23 protein-coding genes, 1 tRNA gene and 1 other RNA gene are annotated in these 25,876 nt (G+C 38.3%); 2 read left to right on the forward strand and 23 right to left on the reverse strand.

From position 1 onward, the window contains the following. Positions 1-7 precede the first annotated feature (7 nt). The 3 genes from BK577_RS03470 to BK577_RS03480 all read right to left on the reverse strand — a co-directional run bounded on the left by BK577_RS03470 (position 8) and on the right by BK577_RS03480 (position 2,826). Positions 8-1,351, reverse strand: a complete 1,344-nt coding sequence (locus tag BK577_RS03470; protein WP_078431639.1) for an NtaA/DmoA family FMN-dependent monooxygenase — start codon at positions 1,349-1,351, stop codon at positions 8-10. 273 nt (positions 1,352-1,624) lie between these two features. Further along, positions 1,625-2,050, reverse strand: a complete 426-nt coding sequence (locus tag BK577_RS03475) for a MarR family winged helix-turn-helix transcriptional regulator (RefSeq protein WP_078431640.1) — start codon at positions 2,048-2,050, stop codon at positions 1,625-1,627. 416 nt (positions 2,051-2,466) lie between these two features. Beyond that, positions 2,467-2,826 carry a winged helix-turn-helix transcriptional regulator gene (locus tag BK577_RS03480; protein WP_170938387.1) on the reverse strand — a complete coding sequence of 120 codons (360 nt, stop codon included), beginning with the start codon at positions 2,824-2,826 and terminating at the stop codon, positions 2,467-2,469. Positions 2,827-3,000: 174 nt separating this feature from the next. On the opposite strand from BK577_RS03480, the gene BK577_RS03485 reads away from it, so the two are divergent. Continuing rightward, a complete protein-coding gene (locus BK577_RS03485; RefSeq protein WP_078431641.1) occupies positions 3,001-3,747 on the forward strand; it encodes an NADPH-dependent F420 reductase in 747 nt (248 codons plus the stop codon). A gap of 59 nt (positions 3,748-3,806) precedes the next feature. Here BK577_RS03485 and BK577_RS03490 read toward each other — a convergent pair whose 3' ends face one another. The 20 genes from BK577_RS03490 to BK577_RS03585 form a co-directional block, all read right to left on the reverse strand. Continuing rightward, on the reverse strand, positions 3,807-4,130 hold the full coding sequence (locus BK577_RS03490) for a hypothetical protein (protein ID WP_078431642.1): 324 nt from the start codon (positions 4,128-4,130) through the stop codon (positions 3,807-3,809). Positions 4,131-4,616: 486 nt separating this feature from the next. Continuing rightward, positions 4,617-4,957: a transfer-messenger RNA gene (ssrA, locus tag BK577_RS03495) on the reverse strand. Positions 4,958-5,112: 155 nt separating this feature from the next. Further along, a complete protein-coding gene (smpB, locus tag BK577_RS03500; RefSeq protein ID WP_026559616.1) occupies positions 5,113-5,580 on the reverse strand; it encodes an SsrA-binding protein SmpB in 468 nt (155 codons plus the stop codon). A 247-nt stretch (positions 5,581-5,827) separates the two neighbouring features. Continuing rightward, the gene (gene rnr / locus BK577_RS03505) at positions 5,828-8,167 is read right to left on the reverse strand and encodes a ribonuclease R (RefSeq protein WP_078431643.1); all 2,340 of its coding nucleotides are present in this window, start codon (positions 8,165-8,167) and stop codon (positions 5,828-5,830) included. A gap of 23 nt (positions 8,168-8,190) precedes the next feature. Then, a complete protein-coding gene (locus BK577_RS03510) occupies positions 8,191-8,931 on the reverse strand; it encodes an alpha/beta hydrolase (protein ID WP_078431644.1) in 741 nt (246 codons plus the stop codon). Between the two features lie 151 nt (positions 8,932-9,082). Then, complete coding sequence (gene secG, locus BK577_RS03515; RefSeq protein ID WP_026559619.1) at positions 9,083-9,316, reverse strand: preprotein translocase subunit SecG; 234 nt, start codon at positions 9,314-9,316, stop codon at positions 9,083-9,085. 251 nt (positions 9,317-9,567) lie between these two features. Then, positions 9,568-10,524: a nuclease-related domain-containing protein gene (locus BK577_RS03520; protein WP_078431645.1), complete on the reverse strand. Its 957-nt coding sequence runs from the start codon at positions 10,522-10,524 to the stop codon at positions 9,568-9,570. Positions 10,525-10,771: 247 nt separating this feature from the next. Next, positions 10,772-12,064, reverse strand: a complete 1,293-nt coding sequence (gene eno, locus BK577_RS03525; RefSeq protein WP_078431646.1) for a phosphopyruvate hydratase — start codon at positions 12,062-12,064, stop codon at positions 10,772-10,774. Between the two features lie 104 nt (positions 12,065-12,168). Beyond that, a complete protein-coding gene (gpmI, locus tag BK577_RS03530) occupies positions 12,169-13,704 on the reverse strand; it encodes a 2,3-bisphosphoglycerate-independent phosphoglycerate mutase (RefSeq protein WP_078431647.1) in 1,536 nt (511 codons plus the stop codon). Beyond that, a complete protein-coding gene (tpiA, locus tag BK577_RS03535) occupies positions 13,697-14,458 on the reverse strand; it encodes a triose-phosphate isomerase (protein ID WP_078431648.1) in 762 nt (253 codons plus the stop codon). The genes gpmI and tpiA overlap by 8 nt, the downstream gene beginning before the upstream one ends. Positions 14,459-14,549: 91 nt before the next feature. Then, positions 14,550-15,734, reverse strand: a complete 1,185-nt coding sequence (locus tag BK577_RS03540; RefSeq protein ID WP_078431649.1) for a phosphoglycerate kinase — start codon at positions 15,732-15,734, stop codon at positions 14,550-14,552. A 198-nt stretch (positions 15,735-15,932) separates the two neighbouring features. Then, on the reverse strand, positions 15,933-16,940 hold the full coding sequence (gene gap / locus BK577_RS03545) for a type I glyceraldehyde-3-phosphate dehydrogenase (RefSeq protein WP_026559624.1): 1,008 nt from the start codon (positions 16,938-16,940) through the stop codon (positions 15,933-15,935). 102 nt (positions 16,941-17,042) lie between these two features. Beyond that, positions 17,043-18,065: a sugar-binding transcriptional regulator gene (locus BK577_RS03550; RefSeq protein ID WP_078431650.1), complete on the reverse strand. Its 1,023-nt coding sequence runs from the start codon at positions 18,063-18,065 to the stop codon at positions 17,043-17,045. 146 nt (positions 18,066-18,211) lie between these two features. Next, the gene (locus tag BK577_RS03555) at positions 18,212-18,445 is read right to left on the reverse strand and encodes a glutaredoxin family protein (protein WP_078431651.1); all 234 of its coding nucleotides are present in this window, start codon (positions 18,443-18,445) and stop codon (positions 18,212-18,214) included. A 25-nt stretch (positions 18,446-18,470) separates the two neighbouring features. Beyond that, entirely contained in the window at positions 18,471-19,763 is a 1,293-nt protein-coding gene (gene rpoN, locus BK577_RS03560; protein ID WP_078431652.1) for an RNA polymerase factor sigma-54, read from the reverse strand. Positions 19,764-20,121: 358 nt separating this feature from the next. Continuing rightward, the gene (locus tag BK577_RS03565; RefSeq protein ID WP_078431653.1) at positions 20,122-21,633 is read right to left on the reverse strand and encodes a DHA2 family efflux MFS transporter permease subunit; all 1,512 of its coding nucleotides are present in this window, start codon (positions 21,631-21,633) and stop codon (positions 20,122-20,124) included. A 30-nt stretch (positions 21,634-21,663) separates the two neighbouring features. Then, positions 21,664-22,281 carry a TetR/AcrR family transcriptional regulator gene (locus BK577_RS03570; protein WP_078431654.1) on the reverse strand — a complete coding sequence of 206 codons (618 nt, stop codon included), beginning with the start codon at positions 22,279-22,281 and terminating at the stop codon, positions 21,664-21,666. A 160-nt stretch (positions 22,282-22,441) separates the two neighbouring features. Continuing rightward, positions 22,442-22,672, reverse strand: coding sequence for a hypothetical protein (locus BK577_RS03575; RefSeq protein WP_078431655.1), 231 nt, complete (start codon positions 22,670-22,672; stop codon positions 22,442-22,444). A 115-nt stretch (positions 22,673-22,787) separates the two neighbouring features. Next, positions 22,788-24,482: a methyl-accepting chemotaxis protein gene (locus BK577_RS03580; protein ID WP_078431656.1), complete on the reverse strand. Its 1,695-nt coding sequence runs from the start codon at positions 24,480-24,482 to the stop codon at positions 22,788-22,790. Between the two features lie 167 nt (positions 24,483-24,649). Then, positions 24,650-24,725 (reverse strand) — tRNA-Arg (locus BK577_RS03585). 413 nt (positions 24,726-25,138) lie between these two features. Between BK577_RS03585 and clpP the strand changes: the two genes are divergently transcribed. Continuing rightward, a complete protein-coding gene (clpP, locus tag BK577_RS03590; RefSeq protein WP_078431657.1) occupies positions 25,139-25,732 on the forward strand; it encodes an ATP-dependent Clp endopeptidase proteolytic subunit ClpP in 594 nt (197 codons plus the stop codon). Positions 25,733-25,876 lie beyond the last annotated feature (144 nt).

The raw sequence follows: 25,876 nt of genomic DNA on the forward strand, positions 1-25,876 counted from the left end.
TCCTCTATTAATTATTGTTATCTTTCAGCCTTCCGTATTGGTAAGGAACTCCCATATTCTCGCGTAGGGTTTTTCCTTCATATTCCCTGTGGAACAAACCGCGGTCCTGCAAAATTGGGACAACCAGTTCCACAAAATCAGCAACTCCATCATAGGCTATATCCGGAACAACCGAGAAGCCGTCACTTGCACCGGCTAAAAACCATTCTTCCAAGAAGTTGGCAACTTGTACGGGGGTACCTGCAACTACTGGATGATAGTTAATAACCCCATGGGCAAGAACATCTCGAATGGATAGCCCTTTTTTTAGTAGCTCTAAAGCTCTGTGGGAACGTGGATCCATTGGGTTGGCATATGCCTTTTTCAACAAGTCTGCTGATAAAGGTTGATCAATATCAACCGAATTCACCGATAGTGGTAAACCAACCATCGAACCAAGGTAACTTACCCTTCCTGGAATCTCCTCAGGATTAAAACTCATAAGCTGTCTTCTTCGTTCTAAACCTTCTTCTTCAGTTGAGCCTAGGGAAAACATAAAACCTGCATATATTTTAATGTCATCGGGGTTTCTGCCAAAACGGGCAGCACTTTGTCGAAGGGCTTGCCTGTGTTCACGAGCAGATTCTATATCATAAGGATTTGCATAAACACCAGAAGCGTATCTTCCCGCCAATTCCAATCCTTCTTCCCCTCCTCCGGCTTGGAAAATAACTGGCTGACCTTGCTCAGAAGGGGGGATTGGCAAAGGACCACGAGATGCATAGTACTGCCCTTTAAGATTTATAGGCCGAATTTTGTTCATATCGGCAAATTTTCCTCCTTCTACATCTAATGTCCAAGCGTCTGCTTCCCAACTCCCCCACAATGCTTGGACAATTTGGATGGATTCATGAGCCATGGCATATCGTTCTTTGCGACTGGCAATCTGAGCACCAAAATTTGCTGCCGCGGCTGGATTGGATGTGGTGACAGCATTCCATCCAACTCGTCCATGACTTATAACATCCAGTGCTTTGAACTGACGTGCTATGTTATATGGATAATTGAATGTTGTTGATAGTGTAGCAACAAGCCCAATATGTTTCGTTTCTCTAGCTACTGCCATTAGTGCTAACATAGGATCCATAGGGAACATAGGAGTCTGAGGACCTAAGTCATTGTATAATCCAGGAGTATCAGCGATAAAAATCATTTGAAATTTCCCTTTTTCAGCTAATTTAGCTCGCTCCACATAACCATCCGTATTTGTGTAGGCTGCTGGGTCTGTACCAGGCATTCTCCAAGCGCTGAATTCAGCTCCATATCCAGAAACCATTTGTAGTGCAAGTTGCATCTCTTTTCTTTTTTTCATGTATCCTTCTCTCCTTTACTTTGTATAGGCTCCAAATAATAAACAAAAGAGCCTCGGTAAATTATTTCTAATTACATTCCACTAGATTTAATAAACAAAAATATTTAGCTTGCTAACTAAATTTTTATTGATTACTCAGCTAGGACAGGTTTCCCTTTGAATCTTACTAAATTGTTGTGCATTATCCATTACCTTTTTCTAAGTAAGTAAAATGATATATAGTTAGGCTACTAAACAATTATTTAGCATGCTAAATAATTGTTTAGAGAAAACTTAGAACAAGTTTCTCTCCATTCGCTTCATAAGTTCCCTTAAGATTAAGCGTTCTTCCGGTAAAATTGAACCGAGTAATTTTTCTTGTTGCTGTTTCCATTTGAGATCAACTGGTTTCTCTAATTCTTTCCCTTTGTCAGTTAGATAAATTCGCATAACCCTTGCATCTTGTTCATCACGTTTACGGTATATGAACCCATTTTGCTCCAACGATTTAACCATATTTGTTACCGTAGGCGGCTCGCATTTTAAATGCTCACATAGATGCATTTGTGTTATACCATCACCTAACCACAAACGAGCGAGTAGTCTATCCTGACCTACATGAAGATTAAGTTCTCTTAGATTTTCGCTATAATCTCGACGCATTTTGGATGAAATTTTATCTAATGACTCACGAATTTCGCATCCAACCATATCGTTCATAGGTATGCCCCCACTACTTTGATGTATTTAGCAAGCTAACTATATCATAGTTAAAAATTAGTTGTCCATCTAACTTAAGAGAACTACTCTCATTTTATCAGGCTGAATTTATCTAGAACGGACGACAAAAGGATGGATCCATGCATCCACATCATCTGTTAAACACTGAAATGTCCGGATTCTGTAATTACACCGTTTTGCCTATCAACTTGTTGTATGGAGTAATTTGGTTACAGACACTAGAATAAAACCAATTCTCAATTTTGAAAAGAGGGCAATAAAAATTGCCATAGTACATTTTTTTGTACCTAATAGCTTGGTTATTACAAAAAAGCTGCCGCAATGACAGCTTCGATCTTTAACCAATTAGTTTTGAATTAGGAGTAACTTGTAAACGATGAATGTGAGAGCTTTGGTTAGTCTGCCTGCTCCCCAAACTTCTTACCGAATTCTTCCATCAAATCAATAATAGGGATTAATTCTTCCCCTTTTGAGGTTAGTGAATACTCAACACGAGGAGGAACCTCTGGAAAAACTTTGCGATTAATTAAACCATCTGTTTCCAGTTCTCGAAGTTGCTTTGTAAGAGACCCTTGTGAAATATCCCATAAAAAGGCTTTAATTTCACTATAGCGACGCTCTTTGGTCTTTAAATACCAAAGAATTACATATTTCCAACGTCCGGAGAGAATATTTTGGGTATAAGCAATGCCATAAAATTCTCTTTGTTCCTTTATACACTCTTTATCAAATCCATCCTTACATATCCTAGACACCTTCTTCACCTGCTTTCTACTGTTAAGTACAAAAAAATGTACTACGTCAATTTTTATTGCCTACTTTAAAAAGAAGAGAAATGATTTTATTCTAGTATATGTAACAGAAAAACTCAATAAATAACATTAGGCAGAATAATTCTTTTATATATAAATTCTTTAGGAGGAACAGTCATGAGATTTGGAATTATAGGTGCAGGATCTATTGGATCAATTATTTCTAAAAGATTAGTCAAAAATGGACATGATGTCAAAATTGCAGATGCACGAGGAATTGAACGTTTAGAAGGAAAAGAGCTTGCTGGAACAGCTGTACTTGTAGAGGATGCAATTAATAATATTGAAGTTCTTATCATATCTCTCCCTATAAAGGCACTACCAAGCATTCGGAACATTATCGATCAAGTCGGGGAGGAAGTAATTATTGTAGATACTTCAAATTATTATCCTTTTAGAGACGGTAAAATTGTAGAAATAGAGAACGGGATGGTTGAAAGTGTTTGGGTTTCAAATCAATTAGGCAGACCTATCATAAAAGCTTTCAACAACTTATTAGCCTATACTTTAGAAAAAGAAGGAACGTCTGAACATTCTAGTGGACGAATCGCAATGGCAGTTGCTGGTAATAACCAATCACAAAAACAAGTAGTCATGGACATAGTATCTGATCTAGGCTTCGACGCAGTAGATAGTGGTTCTTTAAGTGACTCTTGGAGACAACAGCCAGGAACTCCTGCTTACTGCACAGAGTTAACAAAAAATGATCTTACGGAAGCGTTGAATAAGGCAAATAAAGAAAAAGCACCATTACTACGAGACAAGGTGATGGAACGGTTTGCAGAGCTCTTTGCAGAAAAAAAGGAAGGGGAATTTTCACATAAGGATATTGTGAAGTTAAACAGAGAAATATACAATTCATAAAAACAAAAGGTGCACTCAGTTAGAGCGCACCTTTTTGCATACCATATATCCATTGAAATTTAACATAGTCGCTTATATTCTTTTTTCAGCTCAAAATATCTCTTGTATCTGGTTTTGTACCACTTATCTGAGTTAATCCCCAGAAATGCCCATAATACTATACCGACAACAACCATCAACAATACTCCAAAATCATGTTCTAGCCAACTACTAGGAAGAATCCAAGCTGAAACAAGAACACAAGGGATAGCTCCAAATTTGGAAATGAAAAGAAACCAGAAGAACGAGATAATAAAAGGTGGTTTCTCGCATTTCATTTCTTCTTTTAGTGTTATTCGGACTTTTTCTTCTCTTTTAGCTCTTCTATTTTTCTTTTTCGACATTTTCCTTAACTCCTTTTTAGTTTTAATTACTCTACTTATCTATATCTGTTTTTTAGTAAAAGGAAAGTTAGAAAAATAGAAATTGCATGGATAGGAAGAAATACAAAAGCGTGATTTTGATTATTGAACACTACTAAGAAACGGTAGGTTTAATTTTTTTAAAAAAGACAATATAAAAACCACCAAATATGTATTTGGTGGAGACGGTGGGACGTGCTATTCCATGCTTTCGTCATGGCACTGACTATATCTTGAACCTTTATTAGGTCCTTCGGCGTCTTATACGAAAAGTAGTTTTTGCCTTAGAGTTCAAGGCAGGTTTTCGTATCCTAGTACTACCAAGTTGGCAGCCTATAAGTCGATACACGGCTGTTGGATTGCTCCACATACCGCTCGGCATTGCCTTATCACCACTTTGTGTGACTTAGGTTTCACCGATAAAGCCGAATTTTCACTTATGTGTTACCACATAAGGCGACTAATAATTAATCGAACCCACGTCCAGACATAACGGCACTTAAGCGTCTACGAGCGTAGTCGATATATTTGCGGTTTCGCTAACTCCTATGCCTATCGACAGGCGTCAGAGCAGCTAGTCTGATTGGTCTCTTCCATCATCCCCAGACGGAGGAATCAGGCGTAGTCCACTAAGAGTGAGTCCCTTACCCTACCACATGGACGATGGAGGGAGGAACAGCTAAGCAGTTATTAAGCTGCTAAAGCTAAGTTATTGTTAGATTTGCCAGTTATTATTGGCGTTGACGTTTTAACGAAGACGATCCCTTCGGCCCGCAACTTAAGCTCGAACTATCCCTGTCGAATCCGTAACGTCCCCATGATAAGCCGTATATACCAGCTAGGGAATACGGGAAGTATAATAAGATCAAGCTTAATTGCTTATGAAGTTGTTAAAGTAAGTTGACTGCCTTACAAAACTTATTATATCAGACTGGCATGAAAATGCAATTGTAAGGTTTTGCCACTACATTTTCTGGCGCTCTCTAAAGGCACGTTCGATATCACGTTTTGCTTCCTTCTTCTTAAGGTCTTCACGTTTGTCGTATTTCTTTTTACCTTTACCGAGACCAATCAACACTTTTGCATAACCATTTTTGATATACATCTTTAATGGCACAAGTGCATAACCTTCTTCTTTAGTAGCACCGATTAGTTTGGCGATTTCACGTTTCTTTAATAATAGTTTTCTTGTTCTTAATGGATCATGGTTATATCTATTTCCTTGTTCATACGGACTAACATGCATATTCAGCAGGAAAACTTCACCGCGTTCAATACGTGCGTAAGAGTCCTTTAAGTTAACACGACCATTACGAATTGATTTAATTTCCGTACCCTGAAGGACAATGCCGGCTTCAAATGTTTCTTCAATGGCGTAATCATGATTAGCTTTTTTATTTTGTGCTAATGCTTTTCCCATTCCTTTTGGCATTGTATTCCCTCCCCTCTCTTGCGATACGTACTATTTTAGCAAATAATGGACAGTAACTCAATAAAGTGAAACTTCCACCATAGGTTTTTTTCATTCCAACTAATGGTTAGTTGAACTTATCGGACCTTTACCTCGCCCTCTTAGTAAACTTTGAAACTTAGGTAAGGGTACTACAGCTCATTAAGAGTGGGATATATTAGAAAGAAGACAAAAGGGCAAGCTCAATGTCAGCAAGCCCCTTTCCTTTTTAGCGTTTTTTCTTTTTCCGCTTAGCTTTAGGTGCATTTTCAAAATGCTTTTTCTTCTTTTTACGTGGCGGACGGGTTGACCATTCACCATCTTTGTCACTTTCACGTTTCTTTCCATTTCCTCCGCGTGAATCAGAGTCTTTTCTTTTGCCTGCTACAATCACTTTTGGTGTTTCTTTAGCAGGTCGTCTTCTCGTTCCCTTCATCCCTACAATTTCAAAGTCAATAGAGCGTTCGTCTTTGTTCACATTTACAACACGTACAGTGATTTCATCACCAATGCGATAGACAGTTCCTGTGCGCTCACCAATCATGGCATAATGGCGCTCATCATAACGATAATAGTCATCTGTCAAATAACTAACATGAACTAGACCTTCAATTGTATTCGGTAGCTCGACAAACATCCCAAAGTTTGTGACAGAGCTGATAATACCGTCGTATTCTTCACCAATTTTATCAAGCATGTATTCCGCTTTTTTCAGTTCATCTGTTTCACGCTCTGCTTCAACCGCTCTTCGTTCCATATTGGAAGAATGTTCAGCAATAACAGGTAGACTCTCTGCCCAGCTTGAACGTGTTTCTTCATCGACTTTTCCTTCTATTAAATATGTCCGGATCAAACGATGAACAATTAAGTCAGGATATCGACGAATTGGTGATGTAAAGTGTGTATAATACTCTGTTGCCAGTCCAAAGTGTCCAAGGCTTTCCGGGTCATATTTTGCTTGCTTCATGGAACGCAGCATCACCGTTGAAATGACTGTTTCTTCAGGTGTACCTGCTACTTCCTCTAAAATATTTTGCAGGGCTCTTGGGTGTATATCGTTGCCGGCACCTTTCACAGTATAGCCGAAGTTTGTAATAAACTCTAAGAAACGCTGTAATTTTTCAGCATTAGGATCCTCGTGAATTCGGTATATGAACGGTACATTCATCCAATGGAAGTGCTCGGCTACCGTTTCATTTGCTAAAAGCATGAACTCCTCAATTAAACGCTCCGCTACAGAACGCTCACGCAATACAACTTCTGTTGGAGTACCCTCTTTATCAACAAGTACCTTTGCTTCTTTAAAATCAAAGTCAATGGCACCGCGCGTCATCCGTTTTGTTCGTAACACTTGGGCAAGCTCACCCATCAGTTCAAACATAGGAACTAGCTGCTCGTATTTTGTGAGAAGCTGTTCATCACGGTCTTCTAGGATCTTATTCACGTCTGTGTATGTCATTCGTTCTGTTGTTTTAATGACACTTTGGAAGATTTCGTGATTAACGACTGTTCCTGTTTCATCAACTTCCATTTCACATGATAATGTGAGACGATCCACCTTCGGATTTAAGGAACAAATACCATTTGAAAGACGGTGAGGAATCATTGGAATTACCCGGTCAACCAAGTATACACTTGTTCCGCGATCAGATGCTTCACGATCAATTGGTGATTGTTCTGTCACATAATGACTTACATCAGCAATATGAACTCCCAGCTTATAGTTACCATTTTCAAGCTTTTTAACTGTCACCGCATCATCCAAGTCCTTCGCATCAGCTCCATCAATGGTGACGATTGTTTCATTACGAAGATCACGACGGTCCTTTAAATCTTCTTCTTTTATCGTTTCTGGTACGTCATTTGCTTGCTCCAATGCTTCAACCGGGAATGGGCCTGGAAGTCCATGCTTATGGATGATGGATAAAATATCCACACCAGGATCATTTTTGTGACCTAAAATCTCAATGATTTCTCCTTCAGCACTCATGCGTCCTTCAGGATATGTTGTGAGTTTGACAACAACCTTGTGTCCCTCAACTGCTCCATTTGATGCCTGTTTCGGAATGTAAATATCATTTGCTATTTTTTTATCATCCGGAATAACAAACCCGAAGTTTTTGCTTTCTGTATACGTTCCGACAACCTCTTTTACACCGCGCTCGATAATGCGGATAATCGTTCCTTCTTGTCTTGTTCCACCTGTTTTTGGACTAACTCTTACAAGAACGATATCACCATGCATCGCCGTTTTTAGCTCAGTCGGCGGGATAAAGATATCATCTAAACTTGTATCTTCCGGATCGACAAAAGCAAACCCTTTTGCATGACCAATTAATTTCCCTTTTATGAGATTCATTTTTTCCGGTAATCCGTAGCGATTGCTTCTCGTACGAACAACAAGTCCTTCGTCTTCCATAACAACCAATGCTTTTACAAAATCTTTGAACACAGTTGAATCTTCAATACCAAACGCTTCTTCAAGCTCCTGAACCGTTAATGGCTTATATGCTTCTTCCTTCATAAAGGAAAGCAATTTATCAATATGTATTTGGATGTCTTGTTCCATTTGATCATCCTCCTTATTATAGTTTACCAATCAAGGCTTTCTAAAAATTGGTACACATCTTCATGCACCTGATCTCGCTCTTTATCAAGAGTAATCACATGTCCGGATTCCTCGTACCATTTCAATTGTTTATGATCATTTTCCACTTCATTATAAATAATGTTTGCACTGTCTGTATTGATCATATGATCATGTCTAGCCTGTACAACAAAGGTCGGCGAGTAAATCATATCTACATTATTTCGCACATCTGAGATTAACTCCTGCAACGCTTTTAAAGTATTCATTGGTGTTTTTGCGAAATCCTTCATCTCTTCTTCAATTTCCTCAGGAGATTTGCCTTCAAACTTCTTATAATTTCTAGCATACTCAAGTACACCTTGATACATGACTTCTTCACTTTTAATATACATTGGAGCACACATTGGGATAATACCCTTTACCGGCATTGTATAACCTAATTTAAGAGAGAACACACCGCCAAGAGACAAGCCGCCAACCGCAATGTCTTCAAATCCCATTTGCTTCAGATGCTCATACCCTGCTTCAACATCCTTCCACCAATCCTCTGGACCCGTGTGGACAAGCTCTTCCGGCGGTACTCCGTGACCTTTATATTGCGGAGCATGACAAGTGTATCCCCGCTCACTCAAGAATCGCGCAAGCATCCGTACATCTGCTGTATTCCCTGTGAATCCGTGTAATAACAACACGGCTTTGTCTCCACCTTCAAAAGTAAATGGTTTCGGTAAAACTCTTTTCATTTCTTAGTAACTCCTTCTACTACTTTTATTTAGTTTAACCCAATAGGGCTGTGAGTATTACTTCCTGTATGTATACTATTTTAAACAAACTGACCTGAGGTTGACACCTAATAAAAAAAGAGCCTGTTTCACAGACCCTTAATCTTTATCATTATTGTACGATATACGCCACTAAAACTGTCAAAACAAAGAATAATACGGATAATACAATCGTTGCGCGGTGTAAAACTAAGTCCAAACCACGAGCCTTTTGCTTACCAAAAAGCTGCTCGGCACCACCAGAGATCGCACCTGATAACCCTGCGCTTTTACCAGATTGTAATAACACAACCGTAATCAAAGCAATCGATACAAGAACAAGTAGAATAATTAATGCTGTATGCATGAATTGACACCTCCTGAGAATGCGCACAAATAGATAGTTTAAATGTACCATAAGTGGGGGTGGGATACAATATTAAGTTAGGATTATGAGATTAGTTCAGGCTGAAGTCCTGAAATTGCTGGTTTATTTTCGATTTTGTGATTTTAATTACTATTTTGAGGATTTATTTTCGATTCTACGATTATATTTTCGATTATCGAAATTTATTTACTATTAGAGCTTTTTCGACAAGATCCGCCCTTTGCTTCCTTCTACAAGTAATACACCCTTCCCTTCTTTTCTCCATCATACATTAGGTTCATTGACTGAAGTATCCTATTAGCTGTTGCGATAGAATTTACCCCTAGAAAATTTCTTAATTCACTATTCGTTATTGTTGGTTTAATAAGCAATTTATAATCATCAAGAGCACGTAAATGGGCTAGCTTATCTTTTCTATTACATGTGGTACAATGCCAATTGGCTTTAATTCTTATTAGTGGGGGTGTGCCGCAATTCTTGCAGATTGCTCCTTTTATTAGTTCATTATGATCGATTTGATAACGTTCCAATATGGAAGAATCTCTTTCAGTATGTTGTTTAAGTAGTAGGCGAGATATCTTTTTAAGCTCTTTTTCTTCAAGTGGTTGGTTTTGTTGGGAATTGACTAACTTTGGGATTTTGGTGGGTAACTCTTCTTTATGGATTATTTTTTGATAGAGGGATTTCTCTTCAGTAGAAGTGCTGATGATAGTATAAGAGTTGCTAATGACAACAAGTGAACTAATGTTGATTTCCCTTAATTTTTGGTGCTGAAGCCACTCTTTCAGCTGTAACTCATGTCGTTCTAGTTGTGTCAGAGGATAGGGATATCCTTTTTCAATTCCATCTTTTGTTTGGATAAGCTGTTTAAATCCTGGTTCAAAGTGGATCGTGCCTGAATAATTTTTCACCTCCAGTATGATTGCCACTTTCGGGTTTAAAATCAGGGTATCTAATTGAAAATAATGTTTTTTCGTTTTTAATCGTAAATCGTGAAAAATAGAGTAGTCTTTTTCGTTGAGGAAACTAAGTGGATAATCTATTGCTAGCTCTCCTCTGAAACCAGCATTTCTGATGTTTAAATCTCCAATAATTTGCGGGATTTTCGGATGGTTTTGCGGCAGTCTTTTGACTAAGGCCTCTAACTGAAGAATAATACGGGGAACTTCGTGGCTTTTTACGATCATGTTCTCACTCCATATTTGGTTTTACGGGATATGTTCTCTGTTTTTTCTGGAAGTCCTGCTTGAAGGTGAAATTTATTTACTATTTTTGAAATGATATTTTCCATTCTGGTAACTTATTTTCGATTATAAAAATATATTTACGTTTTTCAGCAACTTATTTACTATTAGACAAATTCCGCCAAAATTCGCCCCTCCCTCTACAAATAAAAAAGAACCGCCGCACCCCGCGGCAGTTCCCACACTCAACTTATTTTTTTAAGTTGTAGAAAGTTTTGATTCCATCGTATCTTGAAGAGTCTTGTAATTGATCTTCGATACGTAGAAGTTGGTTGTACTTCGCAACACGGTCAGTACGTGATGGAGCACCAGTTTTGATTTGACCAGCGTTAGTTGCAACTGCGATGTCAGCAATTGTTGTATCTTCAGTTTCACCAGAACGGTGAGAGATAACTGCTGTGTAGCCAGCGCGTTTAGCCATTTCGATTGCTTCGAATGTTTCAGTAAGTGTACCGATTTGGTTAACTTTGATAAGGATTGAGTTACCGATTCCTTTTTCGATACCTTCAGCAAGTTTTTTCGTGTTTGTAACGAATAGATCGTCACCAACAAGTTGAACTTTTCCGCCAAGGCGCTCAGTTAATAGTTTGTGACCTTCCCAGTCGTTTTCATCTAAACCGTCTTCGATAGAGATGATTGGGTATTTAGAAGCCATTTCTTCGTACCAGTCAACCATTTCAGCAGACGTTTTTACAACACCTTCTCCTGAAAGATGGTATTTACCGTCTTCTTTGTTGTAGAACTCAGAAGATGCAGCATCCATAGCAAGCATTACTTGCTCACCTGGTTTGTAACCAGCTTTTTCGATTGCTTCGATGATTGTTTGAAGAGCTTCTTCGTTAGAACCTAAGTTTGGAGCGAATCCGCCTTCGTCACCTACAGCTGTGTTAAGACCTTTACCAGAAAGAACTGATTTTAGGCTGTGGAAAATTTCAGCTCCCATACGTAATGCTTCACGGAAGTTTTCAGCACCTACAGGCATAACCATGAATTCTTGAATGTCTACGTTGTTATCAGCGTGCTCTCCACCGTTAACGATGTTCATCATTGGTACTGGAAGAGTTTTCGCGCTGAAACCGCCAAGGTATTGGTATAAAGGAACTTGTAAGTAATCTGCAGCAGCACGAGCAGCAGCCATAGATACACCAAGGATTGCGTTCGCACCTAATTTACCTTTGTTATCTGTACCATCAAGCTCGATTAACGCTTGGTCGATTGCGATTTGCTCAGTTACTTCGAAACCAAGTAATTCTGGAGCGATTAATTCGTTTACGTTTTTAACAGCTTGTAGAACACCTTTTCCTAGATAGCGTTCTTTGTCACCGTCACGAAGCTCAACTGCTTCATATTCACCAGTTGAAGCACCACTTGGTACTAATGCGCGTCCCATAGCGCCTGATTCAGTGTGTACTTCTACTTCTACTGTTGGGTTACCGCGAGAGTCTAATACTTCACGAGCATATACGTCTACAATGTATGGCATATTGTTTAATCTCCTTTTTATAAAAAATTTATATTTAGTTCAATCACTGCATTCCGGGTTCCCCTCTGCGGCCGACTTTGGGGTTCCCTTCTTTGCAAAAGGTCTTACTTTTTAATTAAAGTTGTTCCAGTCATTTCAGCTGGTTTTTCAACGTTTAGTAGATCAAGCATTGTTGGTGCCAGATCTCCTAAAATACCACCGTCACGAAGAGTTACTCCATCTTCAGTAACAATTACTGGTACTGGGTTTGTCGTGTGAGCTGTCATAGGCTCACCTTGTAATGTAACAACTTCGTCTGAGTTACCATGGTCAGCTGTGATAATCGCTTTACCGCCTTTAGCGATAATGGCATCAACAATCTTACCAAGGCACTCGTCAACCGTTTCGATTGCTTTAATAGTTGGTTCGAGCATTCCGGAGTGCCCAACCATATCAGGATTAGCAAAGTTCAAAAGAATCGCATCAAATTTGTCAGCTGCAATTTCGCCTAGTAACGCGTCCGTTACTTCGTAGGCACTCATTTCAGGCTTCAAGTCATAAGTTGCTACTTTTGGAGAATCAATTAAGATTCTTTCTTCACCAGGGAATTCCGCTTCACGTCCACCACTCATAAAGAACGTAACATGTGGATATTTTTCCGTTTCCGCAATTCGAAGCTGTGTTAGGTTGTTTTGTGATAATACTTCACCGAGCGTATTATCAAGGTTTGTTGGCTTGAATGCCACATATCCGTCAACTGTTTCACTGAAATGTGTTAAGCACACAAAGTGAAGGTTTTTCGGATGTTTTTCTCCACGATCAAATGAACGGAAATCTTCATTTGTAAACGTGTTTGAAATTTGAATCGCACGGTCAGGGCGGAAATTATAGAAAATCACCGCATCATTGTCTTGAATAGTAGCTACAGGTGAACCGTCTTCTTTTGTCATAACAGATGGAATGACGAATTCATCAAAAATCCCATTGTTATAAGAATCTTCAACAAGCTCATCAGGTGTGCTGTAAGTAGGACCTTCACCATACACCATAGCACGGTAAGACTTTTCTACACGATCCCAACGCTTATCGCGGTCCATTGAATAGTAGCGTCCAGACAATGTGGCAATTTCCCCGACACCGTATTCTTTGATTTTTGCTTGAAGTTCATCCAAGTAAACTTTTGCCGTTTTCGGACCAACATCACGACCATCTAGGAAACCATGGATGTAAACTTTTTCAACGCCTTCTTTAGCTGCAAGCTGAAGAAGTGCAAATAAATGTTGAATATGGCTATGAACTCCACCATCAGATAAAAGACCGAATAGGTGAAGGCTTGTGCCAGTTTTCTTTACATGATTAATTGCTTCTGTGAATGTTTCATTTTTCTCAAATTCACCTTCACGTATCGCAACATTTACACGAGTTAAGCTTTGGTACACGACGCGTCCAGCACCAATGTTTAAGTGACCAACCTCAGAGTTCCCCATTTGCCCTTCAGGTAGACCAACGGCTTCACCGGAAGCTGTTAGTTGAGCGTGTGGGTACTGATTCCAATAGCGATCAAAGTTAGGTTTTTTAGCATGTGCAACAGCATTCCCTTGTGTTTCCTGGCGGCATGCAAATCCGTCAAGAATAATTAATGCTACTGGTGCTTTACTCATTACTGCTACCCTCCAAAAGTTGAAGGAAAGATTGTGCTTCTAAGCTAGCTCCACCAACTAATGCACCATCGATATCAGGCTGTGCCATATATTCTTTGATGTTAGCCGGTTTTACGCTGCCGCCGTATTGAATGCGGACTGCTTGTGCAACGTCAGAAGAAAATTGCTCTGCAACTACTTGACGGATGTGTGCACATACTTCATTTGCATCTTCAGCAGATGAAGATTTGCCAGTTCCGATTGCCCAAATTGGCTCATACGCAATAACAGTTTCTTTTACTTGATCTTCTGATAAACCTTGTAAAGCTTTCTTTACTTGGTCTCCCACTAGATCATTTGTTTTACCTGCTTCACGCTCTTCTAATGTCTCACCACAGCAAACGATTGGTGTTAAACCATGTTTGAATGCAGCTAAAGTCTTTTTGTTAACTGTTTCATCAGTTTCAGCGAACATTTCTCTGCGCTCAGAGTGTCCTAAGACACAATAGCTAACACCTAAATCTTTAAGTGCAACAGGGCTAATTTCGCCAGTAAACGCTCCGTTTTCTTCAAAGTGCATGTTTTGTGCACCTACTTTTAGGTCACTGCCTTCTGTTAAACCTACAAGGCTTTCTAAAAATAGAGCTGGAGCACAAACTACTGAGTCCACATTTTCTGCGTTAGGTACCAGGCTTTTTACTTCTTCAACAAAGCTTCTAGCTTCAGAAGAGACTTTGTTCATTTTCCAGTTACCTGCGATAATTGGTTTTCTCATTTCCTACACCATCCTCATTGCATACAAAATGTTTGAAGTCAGGTAGATGCTGCGACAAACCCAGCATCTTTCAAACGTTTTGTATTGTTTTTTATTTATCGTTTAATGCAACTACACCTGGAAGCTCTTTACCTTCCATAAATTCAAGAGATGCTCCACCGCCAGTTGAAATGTGGCTCATTTTATCAGCCAAATTGAACTTTTCGACAGCGGCAGCTGAATCTCCTCCTCCGATAACGGAATATGTATCATTTGCCTCAGCTAATGCTTCTGCAACTGCTTTTGTACCACCTGCGAATGTATCTAATTCGAATACACCCATTGGTCCGTTCCAGATCACAAGCTTAGAGTTTTTGATAACTTCAGCGTAGATTTCACGTGTTTTAGGACCTGCATCAAGACCTTCCCAATCGCTTGGAATGCTGTCGATTGATACAACTTGTGTGTTTGCATCGTTCGAGAAGTCATCTGCAACAACGACATCTACAGGCATGTAGAAATTAACACCTTTTTCTTTTGCTGTTTCAAGGTATGATTTCGCTAGATCAATTTTGTCTTCTTCTAATAGTGACTTACCAACATCATGGCCTAAAGCTTTGATGAATGTGTAAGCTAATCCGCCACCGATGATTAAGTTGTCCACTTTATCAAGCAAGTTATCGATTACACCGATTTTATCTTTAACTTTTGCTCCACCAATGATCGCTGTGAATGGACGATCAGGATTAGAAAGTGCTTTACCTAATACTTCAAGCTCTTTTTCCATTAAGAAACCAGCAACTGCTGGGATATGTTTTGCAATCCCTTCAGTAGAAGCATGTGCACGGTGAGCTGCTCCGAACGCATCGTTCACATAAACATCAGCAAGGTCTGCAAATGCTTTTGCTAATTCTGGATCATTTTTCTCTTCCCCAGCATAGAAACGTACGTTTTCTAGTAAAAGAAGTCCGCCTTCTTCTAATTTTGCAATTTCAGCTTTAACAGCATCGCCATAAGCTTCATCTGTTTTTACAACATTTTTACCCGAAAGCTCTTGTAGTTTTTCTGCTACAGCATTTAAGCGTAACTCTTCAACTACTTCACCTTTTGGACGACCTAAGTGACTAGCTAGTACAACTTTTGCACCTTGTTCACTTAAGTATTGAATTGTTGGTAAAGCTGCACGAATACGTGTTTCATCTGTAACTTGTCCATCCTTCATCGGTACGTTAAAATCAACGCGACAAAAGACGACTTTTCCTTTTACATCAATGTCTTTAACTGACTTTTTGTTCATGAAAAGCCCTCCCTATTTAAATAGCTCATTGTACAACTTATCATGCGAATTGAAACCTCTTGCTATCCCCCGCATTTAGGCGAGGGGTCAGGTATAGCCGATTGATTTCACAATATCACAATTTCACAAAAACAGGGAAAGGGGATGATCCCCTTTCCCCATTGGTTTGTAGCTATATAGTTCGATAACTCTTAAGAATTAAAGACCTTTAGAAGCTAGGTAGTCAGCAAGGTCAACTACTCGGTTAGAGTAACCACTTTCGTTGTCATACCAAGAGATTACTTTTACCATTTGGCCTTCCATTACCATTGTTGATAATGCATCAATTGTAGAAGAGTTGATGTTACCATTGTAATCGCTAGATACTAATGGCTCTTCGCTGTATCCAAGGATACCTTTTAGGTTACCTTCAGCAGCTTCTTTTAATGCAGCATTTACTTCGTCAACAGTTACTTCTTTATCTAACTCTGCAACTAAGTCAACTAAAGAAACGTTTGGAGTTGGAACACGCATAGCTCCACCGTTTAATTTACCTTTTAACTCAGGTAATACTAGAGAAACAGCTTTTGCAGCACCAGTTGAAGTTGGGATGATGTTTTCAGCTGCCGCACGAGCACGACGGTAGTCTTTATGTGGTAAGTCTAAGATTTGTTGGTCATTTGTGTATGAGTGAACAGTTGTCATCATTCCACGTTTGATACCGAATTTATCGTTTAATACTTTAGCAAATGGAGCTAAGCAGTTAGTCGTACAAGATGCGTTAGAGATTACATCGTGGCTAGCAGCATCGTATTTGTCTTCGTTAACACCCATAACGATTGTGATATCTTCGTCGCTTGCTGGAGCAGAAATGATAACTTTTTTAGCGCCTGCTTCTAAGTGTTTCGCAGCGTCAGCACGTTTAGTGAAGAAACCAGTAGATTCAACAACGATTTCAACACCTTGAGCTCCCCAAGATAATTTCGCTGGGTCACGCTCAGCTGAAACTTCGATTGTTTTTCCGTCAACAACTAGATTGTTACCGTCAACTGAAACTTCTGCATCTAATTTTCCGTGAACTGTATCATATTTTAAAAGGTGAGCTAACATGTTAGCGTCTGTTAAGTCGTTAACTGCTACTACGTCAACGTTAGGATTTTTTAAAGCTGCACGGAATACATTACGTCCAATACGACCAAAACCATTAATACCGATTTTTACTGCCATGATTAATTTCCTCCTTTAATTAAGTCCAATGTTATACTTGGACACTTTCATAAGAAATGGTTCTACTCTAAAATGAGAAGAACTTTTTATAATCAGGGGGTGTTAATCCCTTATTAACTCATTTGCTGCGGCTTCATCTGTTATAAGAACAGAATCCAGCGTTTGTTTCATATAGGCTTTAATTGCCTTTGCTTTTGAGGCTCCGCCTGCTACAGCGATAACAGATGGAATTTCCTCGATGTCATCTAATTGAATACCGACCGTCTGAACTTTATGTACAATCTCACCTTGCTGATCAAAATAGTAGCCAAATGCTTCCGCAACAGCCTTTCCTTCGATAATCTTCCGAAGATGTTCCTCCGGTGTTTTTCGACGTTCCGCCATTGTTTTAGCGTCCCCTATTCCATGAACGACCATACTGGCTGATTTCAAGATTGTTAAAGTTTCCTTAATCGACGGTTCTTCAATAATGGCCTGGTAAGCATCTTTACTAAGTTGTTGATCAGGTGCATACAGAAGTCTGTAATTCCCGCTCGCACGTTCGGCCATTTTGGCACAAATTGTGTTCGCCTGGTTTTCAACTGTTTCCCCTAATCCTCCACGTGCCGGGACGAATAAAGTATTGCGAATTTTACTGTCGGGAGTCATCATTTCGGCAACTGCTGCAAGTGTTGTTCCACCGGTAACAGCGACGATATTATTGCCCGTTAAACGCTCCTTTATACATGTTACACATGCTCTTCCCATTTCTTTTTTAACCCATGGAGATTGATCACTATCACCTGAGACAACAATAACTCTGTTTAAATTGAATCTCTCCTTTAATGTATTTTCCAAAGAAGACAATCCTAAAACATCTTTCATCATTTCTTCGAGGTGAATTAGTAAAGACGTTCCCTCATCTGTCAAGGTCATACCTGAAGTTTGAATGTCAATCAGATTTTGATCCTTCAGAAACTGAACTTCATTTCTTAGAATTCTTTCAGTAATGCCCAGGCTAATTGAGAGACTTCTGCGTCCAATCGGCTGCATTAATCGTATGTACTGTAGGATTTGATAGCGTTTTTGCATAACCTGCAACAGGTCAGGCAATAATTTTTTTTGTACTGTGATAAGTGATTTCATTTTTGCTATCCCTCTCTGAGTCGATATGGACTAAAATGGTCCCTCTGTGACGTATTATGTCCCACCATCTCAAAAAAAAATCTCCCTTGCCATATTTATATTTTAACAGGGGAAAATGGCATATTCAAGAAATGTTTACCGACTTTTTAAAGTAATCGCTTTCTTATGGAATCTTTATCCAAAATTCCGTATGTGACCACTTCTTCTTCTATTTCTACGACTGGAATCATAATTTGAAACTTCTCCAAAAGCTCATCATCTTGATAAATATCGACTACTTCATACTCAAAATCAAACTCTTCTTGTAGTTCGTGAATAATGGCCAATCCTTTATCACATAACGAACAGTTCTCTTTTGAATAAAAGATTACTTTCTTCACAGCTGCTTAGCACTTCCATTCGTTATTAATATTCTTTCCTTATTGAAGACGTTGGGATAGTTAATTGCTCACGATATTTTGTTACCGTTCTTCTGGAAATATCAATATCATACAACGTTTTAAGTGTATTGGCTATTTTTTGATCTGACAACGGCTTTTTCTTATTCTCTGAATCTATCACTTCCTTAAGCCTCAATTTAACTGAAGAAGCAGAAACATCTCCTTGATCTTCTGATAACTTTGTTGAGAAAAAAGACTTCATATTCATCAGTCCATGTGGAGTTTGCACAAATTTGTCTTTCACCGTACGACTGACAGTTGATTCATGGATGTCTAATGTATCTGCAATATCCTTTAATGTTAAGGGCTTTAATGCACTTTTCCCTTTAATGAAAAAATCACTTTGTCTTTTTAAAATTTCATTCATTACATTGATCATTGTTTCTTTTCTTTGTTCAATTGCCCGCACCAGCCATTTACCTTGAGTGACATTTTTGGCGTAATAACTTTTCGCTTCTTTATCAATTGTAAACGAGCCGCTCGCCACAGAAGGATCATGAACCATTAGTTGCGGTATGATTTTATCATTGTACATGATATGCCAGGTACCATTTACTTCTTTTATCATCATATCAGGTGTCACATATGTGCTTTCATCCACTCCATACTTCAACCCAGGCCTAGGTTCCAGTTGCTTAATGATTTCATGAATTTCTTGTATTTGAGTCATTTTTATTTTTAAGATCTTGGAAAGTTCCTTCCACGATTTTTCAGCAAATAAACGAAAATGGTCTGAGATAATCGTTTCCGCCAGTTGATTTCTGGTTTGTAGTCGTCTTAGTTGCAGTAAAATGCACTCCTGAAGAGAACGGGCACCGACCCCTGCCGGTTCTAAGCTTTGAAGAAAATACAATTTACTTTCAAGTACTTCTTCGTCTATATTCATGATAAGAGCCAGTTCTTCTAGTGAGTCTTTTATATACCCGTTTGAATCCAATGCATTAATAAGCAGTTCAAGGCAAGACCGATCTTGCTTTGATAATGAGAAATCAATCAACTGATGGCGCAGATGATCACGAAGATTTGTTTTTTCTTTTACGGTATTTTCAATGAAGGATTGTTTGTTTGAGGAAGATCTTGACTGTCGAAAAGGCGACTGCCTGCTCTCCTTTACTTCAATTAGAGGATTTTCTAGCGTAAGCTCTCGCACATATGAAAGCAAATCTGCCGAGGAATATTGCAAAAGTGAGATGGCTTGTTGCAGTTCTTGAGTCATATTAAGTTTTAACCCCTGTTGTTGCACTAAATCCATTTTCATTTTAGTTTCCTCCCAATAATAGTCTACACAATGAGGTTGAAAAATGTTCTGATTGTCATAGAAAACGCTTACAGTTTTATTTTACTAATCAATGATTCTATTACACAAGTATTTTCTTTACCAAGTTTATGTATAGTGCTGGAATACATACGTATTGTTCCTGGCAAATATTATTTTATTTACGATTCCGGGAATTTATTTGCGATTTTCGTATTTTATTTTCGATTTTGGAGATATATTTTCGATTTTCAAATTTTATTTCCTATTAGACAAAACTTGACACATTTCGCCACCTCCACCGCATCTCCGCATAACACAAAAGAAGAGCCGATCCCCTTAAAGGAATCGACTCTCCATATTATATCGTCTTAGGCTTCATCTGCGGTTTAGCCTCATTATTTAATTTCTGAATAGCTTCTTTGCTCGTATCTACACGTTTTACAAAGATAGATAATACAATTGCCAATATATTTATAACTAAAGTAACGTAGAATGAATATTGAATTCCCGCTAATAAAGATTTCTGCATTAATAATGCCTGACTAGAAGCAGTTAATGTTGTTGGATCTACACCAGACATTAAGTTTTCTGCTTCTGATGTTGTTACAGAGTTCATGATCGTTACAAGAATAGCTGTTCCAATGGAACCGGACACCTGTTGAACTGTATTATTAACAGCAGTACCATGCGGGTTTAATACGGTTGGTAATTGATTTAACCCATTTGTCATAATTGGCATCATAACCATTGACATCCCAAACATACGAAGGGAGTATATGAAAATGATATGACCATAACTAGTGTCAAGCTGTACATTTGCTAACATGTACGTGGAAACGGCTGTTACCGATAAGCCTAATACTGCAAGAACACGCGGTCCAAATTTATCAAATAACTTACCTGTAATTGGCGACATCAATCCCATAATAATCGCACCAGGTAACATCATTAGTCCTGAATCAAGCGGTGAAATACCTCTAACATTTTGCACATAAGCAGGTGTTAAAATCATTCCGGAAAACATGGCTACTGCATTCACAATCATAATAACTGAACCAAGTGCAAACATTGGATATTTATAAACGCGTAAATCCAATAATGGTTTCTCCATTTTCAATTGACGAACAACGAAAACCACTAAAGCAATTACACCAGCGATCAGAGTCGTTAAAACGATTGGATCTGACCAGCCATCTGAACTTGCAGAACTGAAACCATATAATAGACCGCCAAAACCAATTGAAGATAAAACAACTGAGAAATAATCAAGCTTAGCTTCCTTGTTTTGTTCCATTACATTTTGGAATTTAAAGAACGCTAATAATAGTGTAATAACAGCTAATGGTAAAATCATTTCAAATAGCAAACGCCAGTCATAGTGTTCAACAATATAACCTGATAAAGTTGGTCCAATTGCCGGAGCAGTAATCATAACTAATCCAAAAACACCCATTGCTGCACCACGTTTTTCACGAGGGAAGCTGACAAGCATAACATTCATTAATAAAGGTCCCATTACAGAAGAACCTGCTGCTTGAATCATACGTCCTGTAAGTAATAAACTGAAGTTAGGTGAAAATGCTGCTAATGCTGTACCTAACGTAAAGATAATCATCGATGTAATAAACAAGCTGCGGTTGGAAAATCTTGTGAGTAAAAAGGCCGAAGCCGGAATTAATACACCACTGACAAGCATATAACCAGTAGCAAGCCATTGGATTGTTGAATAATCCTTAATTCCCAAGTCCACCATCATAGACGGTAATGCCACATTTAAAAGTGAGTTATTTAAAAATGAAACAAATGCTCCAATAAATAAAATGGCTATCATTAAATATGGCGGTTTCTTTTGTTGTAATGTTTCTTCCATCATATAACCTTCTTTCCTATAGTAATACTTTTAGTATTCTTTCTTATAAAGTCCTCTTTTAAGTAACTCAATTTGTGCCATATAGGTTCTTAACGCTTCTTCATTCGTCAGATCCTGACCAAACACATGAACAAAATTTTGAGAGGTGATTGATCTTAGAATTTTAACAACCTGCTGCAGTTCTTCTTCATTTTTAATATTCAACTGGTCCCGATTGATTAAAGCCAGGATGCTTTGGTACTGCTTTTTCTTGTTTTCGTACATATGATCTGCCAGTTTGTTTTCCAACTTGTAATTCATATTGAGAAACACATTTTTAAAGAAGTTTTTATACTCCTGCTTTCTTTGGTTCTTAATCACTAATTGAAACAATTCAATGAATGCCTCAAATATATCTCCGTTTTTGTCCTTTAATATCGTGATAAATCGTTCATTATTTCTTTGAATCAACTGGTTTGTTAGATAATAAAATAAATCCTCTTTATCCTCAAAATATTGATAAAAGCTACCTCTGGGAATTCCGGCACTTTTAATAATATTAGCAATGGATGCTTCATGGAGCGGAACTCTGGAAAACTCCTCTTTAGCCGCTTGAATTAATGTATCCTGTTTTTCTTTTGATATTTGAAAAAATGTTTGTTTAGGCATATTTTACACTTCCTCTCCAACAAGGTGACACTGTGTCACAATTGACCGCAAGAGAAATTATATAATGACACGGTGTCATAAGTCAATAGAAAAAGTGACATGTTGTCACTTTTCTTTAAAAAAAGAAAACAGAAAGCCCAAAAACCTTATTGTATGGTTTTTAGGCTTCTGTAATAGTATGAAGATAGCTAAATCCCTTATTCGATACTTCTGCATTAAGGACATTCCCTAAGTTTGTCCTCATTAAGTGCCCTTCACTATATAGTTCTTCGCAAATTCTCCCAAACTCTTCTTTTGTGAGATGACACGCTTCTGCGGATGGTATTTGTCCATTTAGTAAGGAAGATAAAATAACTGCTTTTGCGTTTTGGATGTATAGGTTCTCGTGCATTAGGTACACCTCCTTTAGCACCAGTATGTAACAGAGGTGTGGGGAGATATACCTTTCTTACGTTAAGCTATAGATTCTTATGACATACTTAAGGACCAAAAAACCTAACTAATCGTTATACGTTGAATTTACTTACCAACCTTTGTAAATCCTCCGCCAGCGCAGATAGACTGTTTGCTGAAGCTGTTATTTCTTCCATAGAAGCCAATTGTTCCTCAGCAGATGCCGCTACATTCTGGGAGTGCTCTGCAGTATCAGCTGATATACTAGCAATTCCATTTGCAGTAGCTGATACTTGTTCTGTGCTAGCTGAAATTTCTTGTGCTGTTGCAGCCATATTTTGAATTTCACCTGAAAGCTTATTCATGAATATAAGAATTTCATGAAAATTGCCTTCTGTTTGCTGTACGATACTAAGTCCCTCTGCTACCTCTAAAGAAACTTGTTCCATTGACTGGTTTGAACGAGTCATATCCTGTTGAATTTCTAAAATTAAACCTGAAATTTGTGAAGATGACTGTTCTGACTGTTCTGCTAATTTCCTTACTTCATCCGCAACTACAGCAAACCCCTTTCCATGCTCACCTGCTCTTGCTGCTTCGATTGCAGCATTTAAAGCAAGCAGGTTGGTCTGTCCTGCAATTGAAGAAATGGCTTTAGTTATTTCACCAATCTCTCTGGATCGGTTCTCCAAAGACTTAATAACATCACCACTTACGGAGACAGATTTGCTGATTGACTGAATTTGCATGACAGTTTTTTCTACAAAAGCTCCCCCTTCTTTGGCTTTAGTAGTCGCCTCTGAACTGAACTCTGATATAGACTGAGCGTTGTCAGCAATTGATTGAACTCCTCTTGCGACTTCATCTAAAGCTGTAGAACTTTCCTGAACACTTATAGTTGAACTTTCTGCTCCACTTGCTACTTTTTGAATTGAATCAGTAATCGTTTCCGTTGCTTTACTTGTTTCTTCTGAACTTGCAGTCAACTCTTCAGCAGAAGATGCAACTTGTTCAGATGTAACGATTACTTCATTTAATAGTTTTTTTAGATCATCGGCCATCAGGTTATAACTGTTTGTAAGGGTACTCAACTCATCACCAGTCTGATCTTTAATCCTAGTTGTAAAGTTTCCTTCACCCGCAAGTAGCATCGCAGAGGTTACTTTGGCTAGACGCTTTTTTATTCTATTCGTAAACAAGTACACCACTATACTAGCCAACAAAATACTGACTACTAGTACAAGTGAAAATGTTTTCATAAAACCATCGACTATACCTTTAATTATTTCTTGAGATGCTCCTACATAAAAGATCCCAATTGCCTCTCCGCTGGCATTATTAATCGGCATATACGCAGTTTGGTATATACTCCCTGCTACATTTGCCTCGCCATAGTAGTTTTCACCTTTTTTTAAAACTACATCAGCAACCTCTTTTGACACTTGGGTACCTATTGCACGTTCACCATTTTGCATAACATTAGTCGCAATTCTTGTATCATGCTGAAACAAAGTGACTGTATCACCCGTATCTTCTCCGATATTATCAATAAATTCATAGTTGTCGTTCATTAATGTATCGCCTTTGTAAAGCTTCTTATTTTTAATTTCCCAGTCACCTGGATATTTATTATCTAAATACCTGTAAGCAAGTTCCAAGTCACCTTTGGCCTTTTCAGTAGCAAATGATTCAATACCTGAAGTAATTTCTTTTACTACAACGAACCCAATAACAGTTGATAACATCATAATCATACCTAAAACCATCATATTAATTTTAGTTCCAAGCTTAAACTTCAAACTTTTCATCAGATATATACTCCCTTTTAATTAGATAGTATATATATCGGTTTAAAACGAATAAGGGTTAATGAATTTATTAAGAAATTTACAATGGAACTTTAAGGAAGGGAATCTTTTACATGGACAAAAAAATAGCAAGGGCCTGAGATCAACTCAAACCCTTGCTATTTTGACGCGCTCGAAGGGATTCGAACCCCCGACAGACGTGGTACCGGAAACCACCGCTCTATCCAACTGAGCTACGAGCGCACAATAATATGTCAGTACGAAAAATTATACGGCAACTTCCACTTAATTTCAACTGTCTTTTCAAGTATTTAGCTTAAAAAGCTTCAAACCATTTTAGATAAACGTTCTATTTGGTCATGAAGCATCCATTTCATGTAGTTTATAATCAGAAAAATGTGGGAAACATGTTTACATGTTATGCTATTACCATACATAGGATAGTAAGAGGAACACGTAGATATGCATTTTAAAAAATTCATTGTGCTGCTTTGGTCTTTTCGTTTGACCTTTATTGACCTTAGTTGTATGATGGAGATACATAAAGTTTTACCTTTTGTTTTATGTCTATGTGTTAAGTCTTAAAGGATTACATAGTATCTAAATTTTCTTTTAGGACGAAAAATCTTTCTTATATTAAAGGAGGAATACAAAAAATGAATTTAATCCCTACAGTTATTGAACAAACAAACCGTGGTGAGCGTGCTTATGACATCTACTCCCGTCTTTTAAAAGACCGCATCATTATGCTTGGTAGTGCAATTGACGATAATGTAGCAAACTCTATCGTTTCTCAGCTGCTTTTCCTGGAAGCAGAAGATCCGGAAAAAGATATCTCGATCTACATTAACAGCCCGGGTGGATCTATTACGGCTGGTATGGCAATTTATGATACGATGCAATTTATTAAACCAAGTGTTTCTACAATTTGTATCGGTATGGCAGCTTCAATGGGCGCATTCTTACTTGCAGCCGGTGACAAAGGAAAACGCTATGCTCTTCCTAACTCTGAAGTTATGATTCACCAACCACTTGGCGGTGCTCAAGGTCAGGCAACTGAAATTGAAATTGCTGCAAAACGTATCTTGTTCCTACGTGATAAATTAAACAAAATTCTATCTGATCGTACTGGTCAATCATTAGATGTGATCGAGCGTGATACAGAGCGTGATAACTTTATGACAGCTGAACGTGCGCTTGAGTATGGTTTAATTGATAAAGTATTGGATCGTAATACGTTAGGGAAATAATGTTAGAGAAAAGCTAAAGCCGGATGGTTTTAGCTTTTTTATTTTAGAAAAGCGCAAGGCGCTAAGCATTCGGCGACAAGCATAAGGCGAATAGGAATAGAAGGCGTTTTTTGCCTTCAATTCCTATTTGACTAGACCCTAGAG

The organism is Metabacillus halosaccharovorans, assembly GCF_002019635.1.
GTDB classification, from domain to species: Bacteria; Bacillota; Bacilli; order Bacillales; family Bacillaceae; genus Metabacillus; species Metabacillus halosaccharovorans.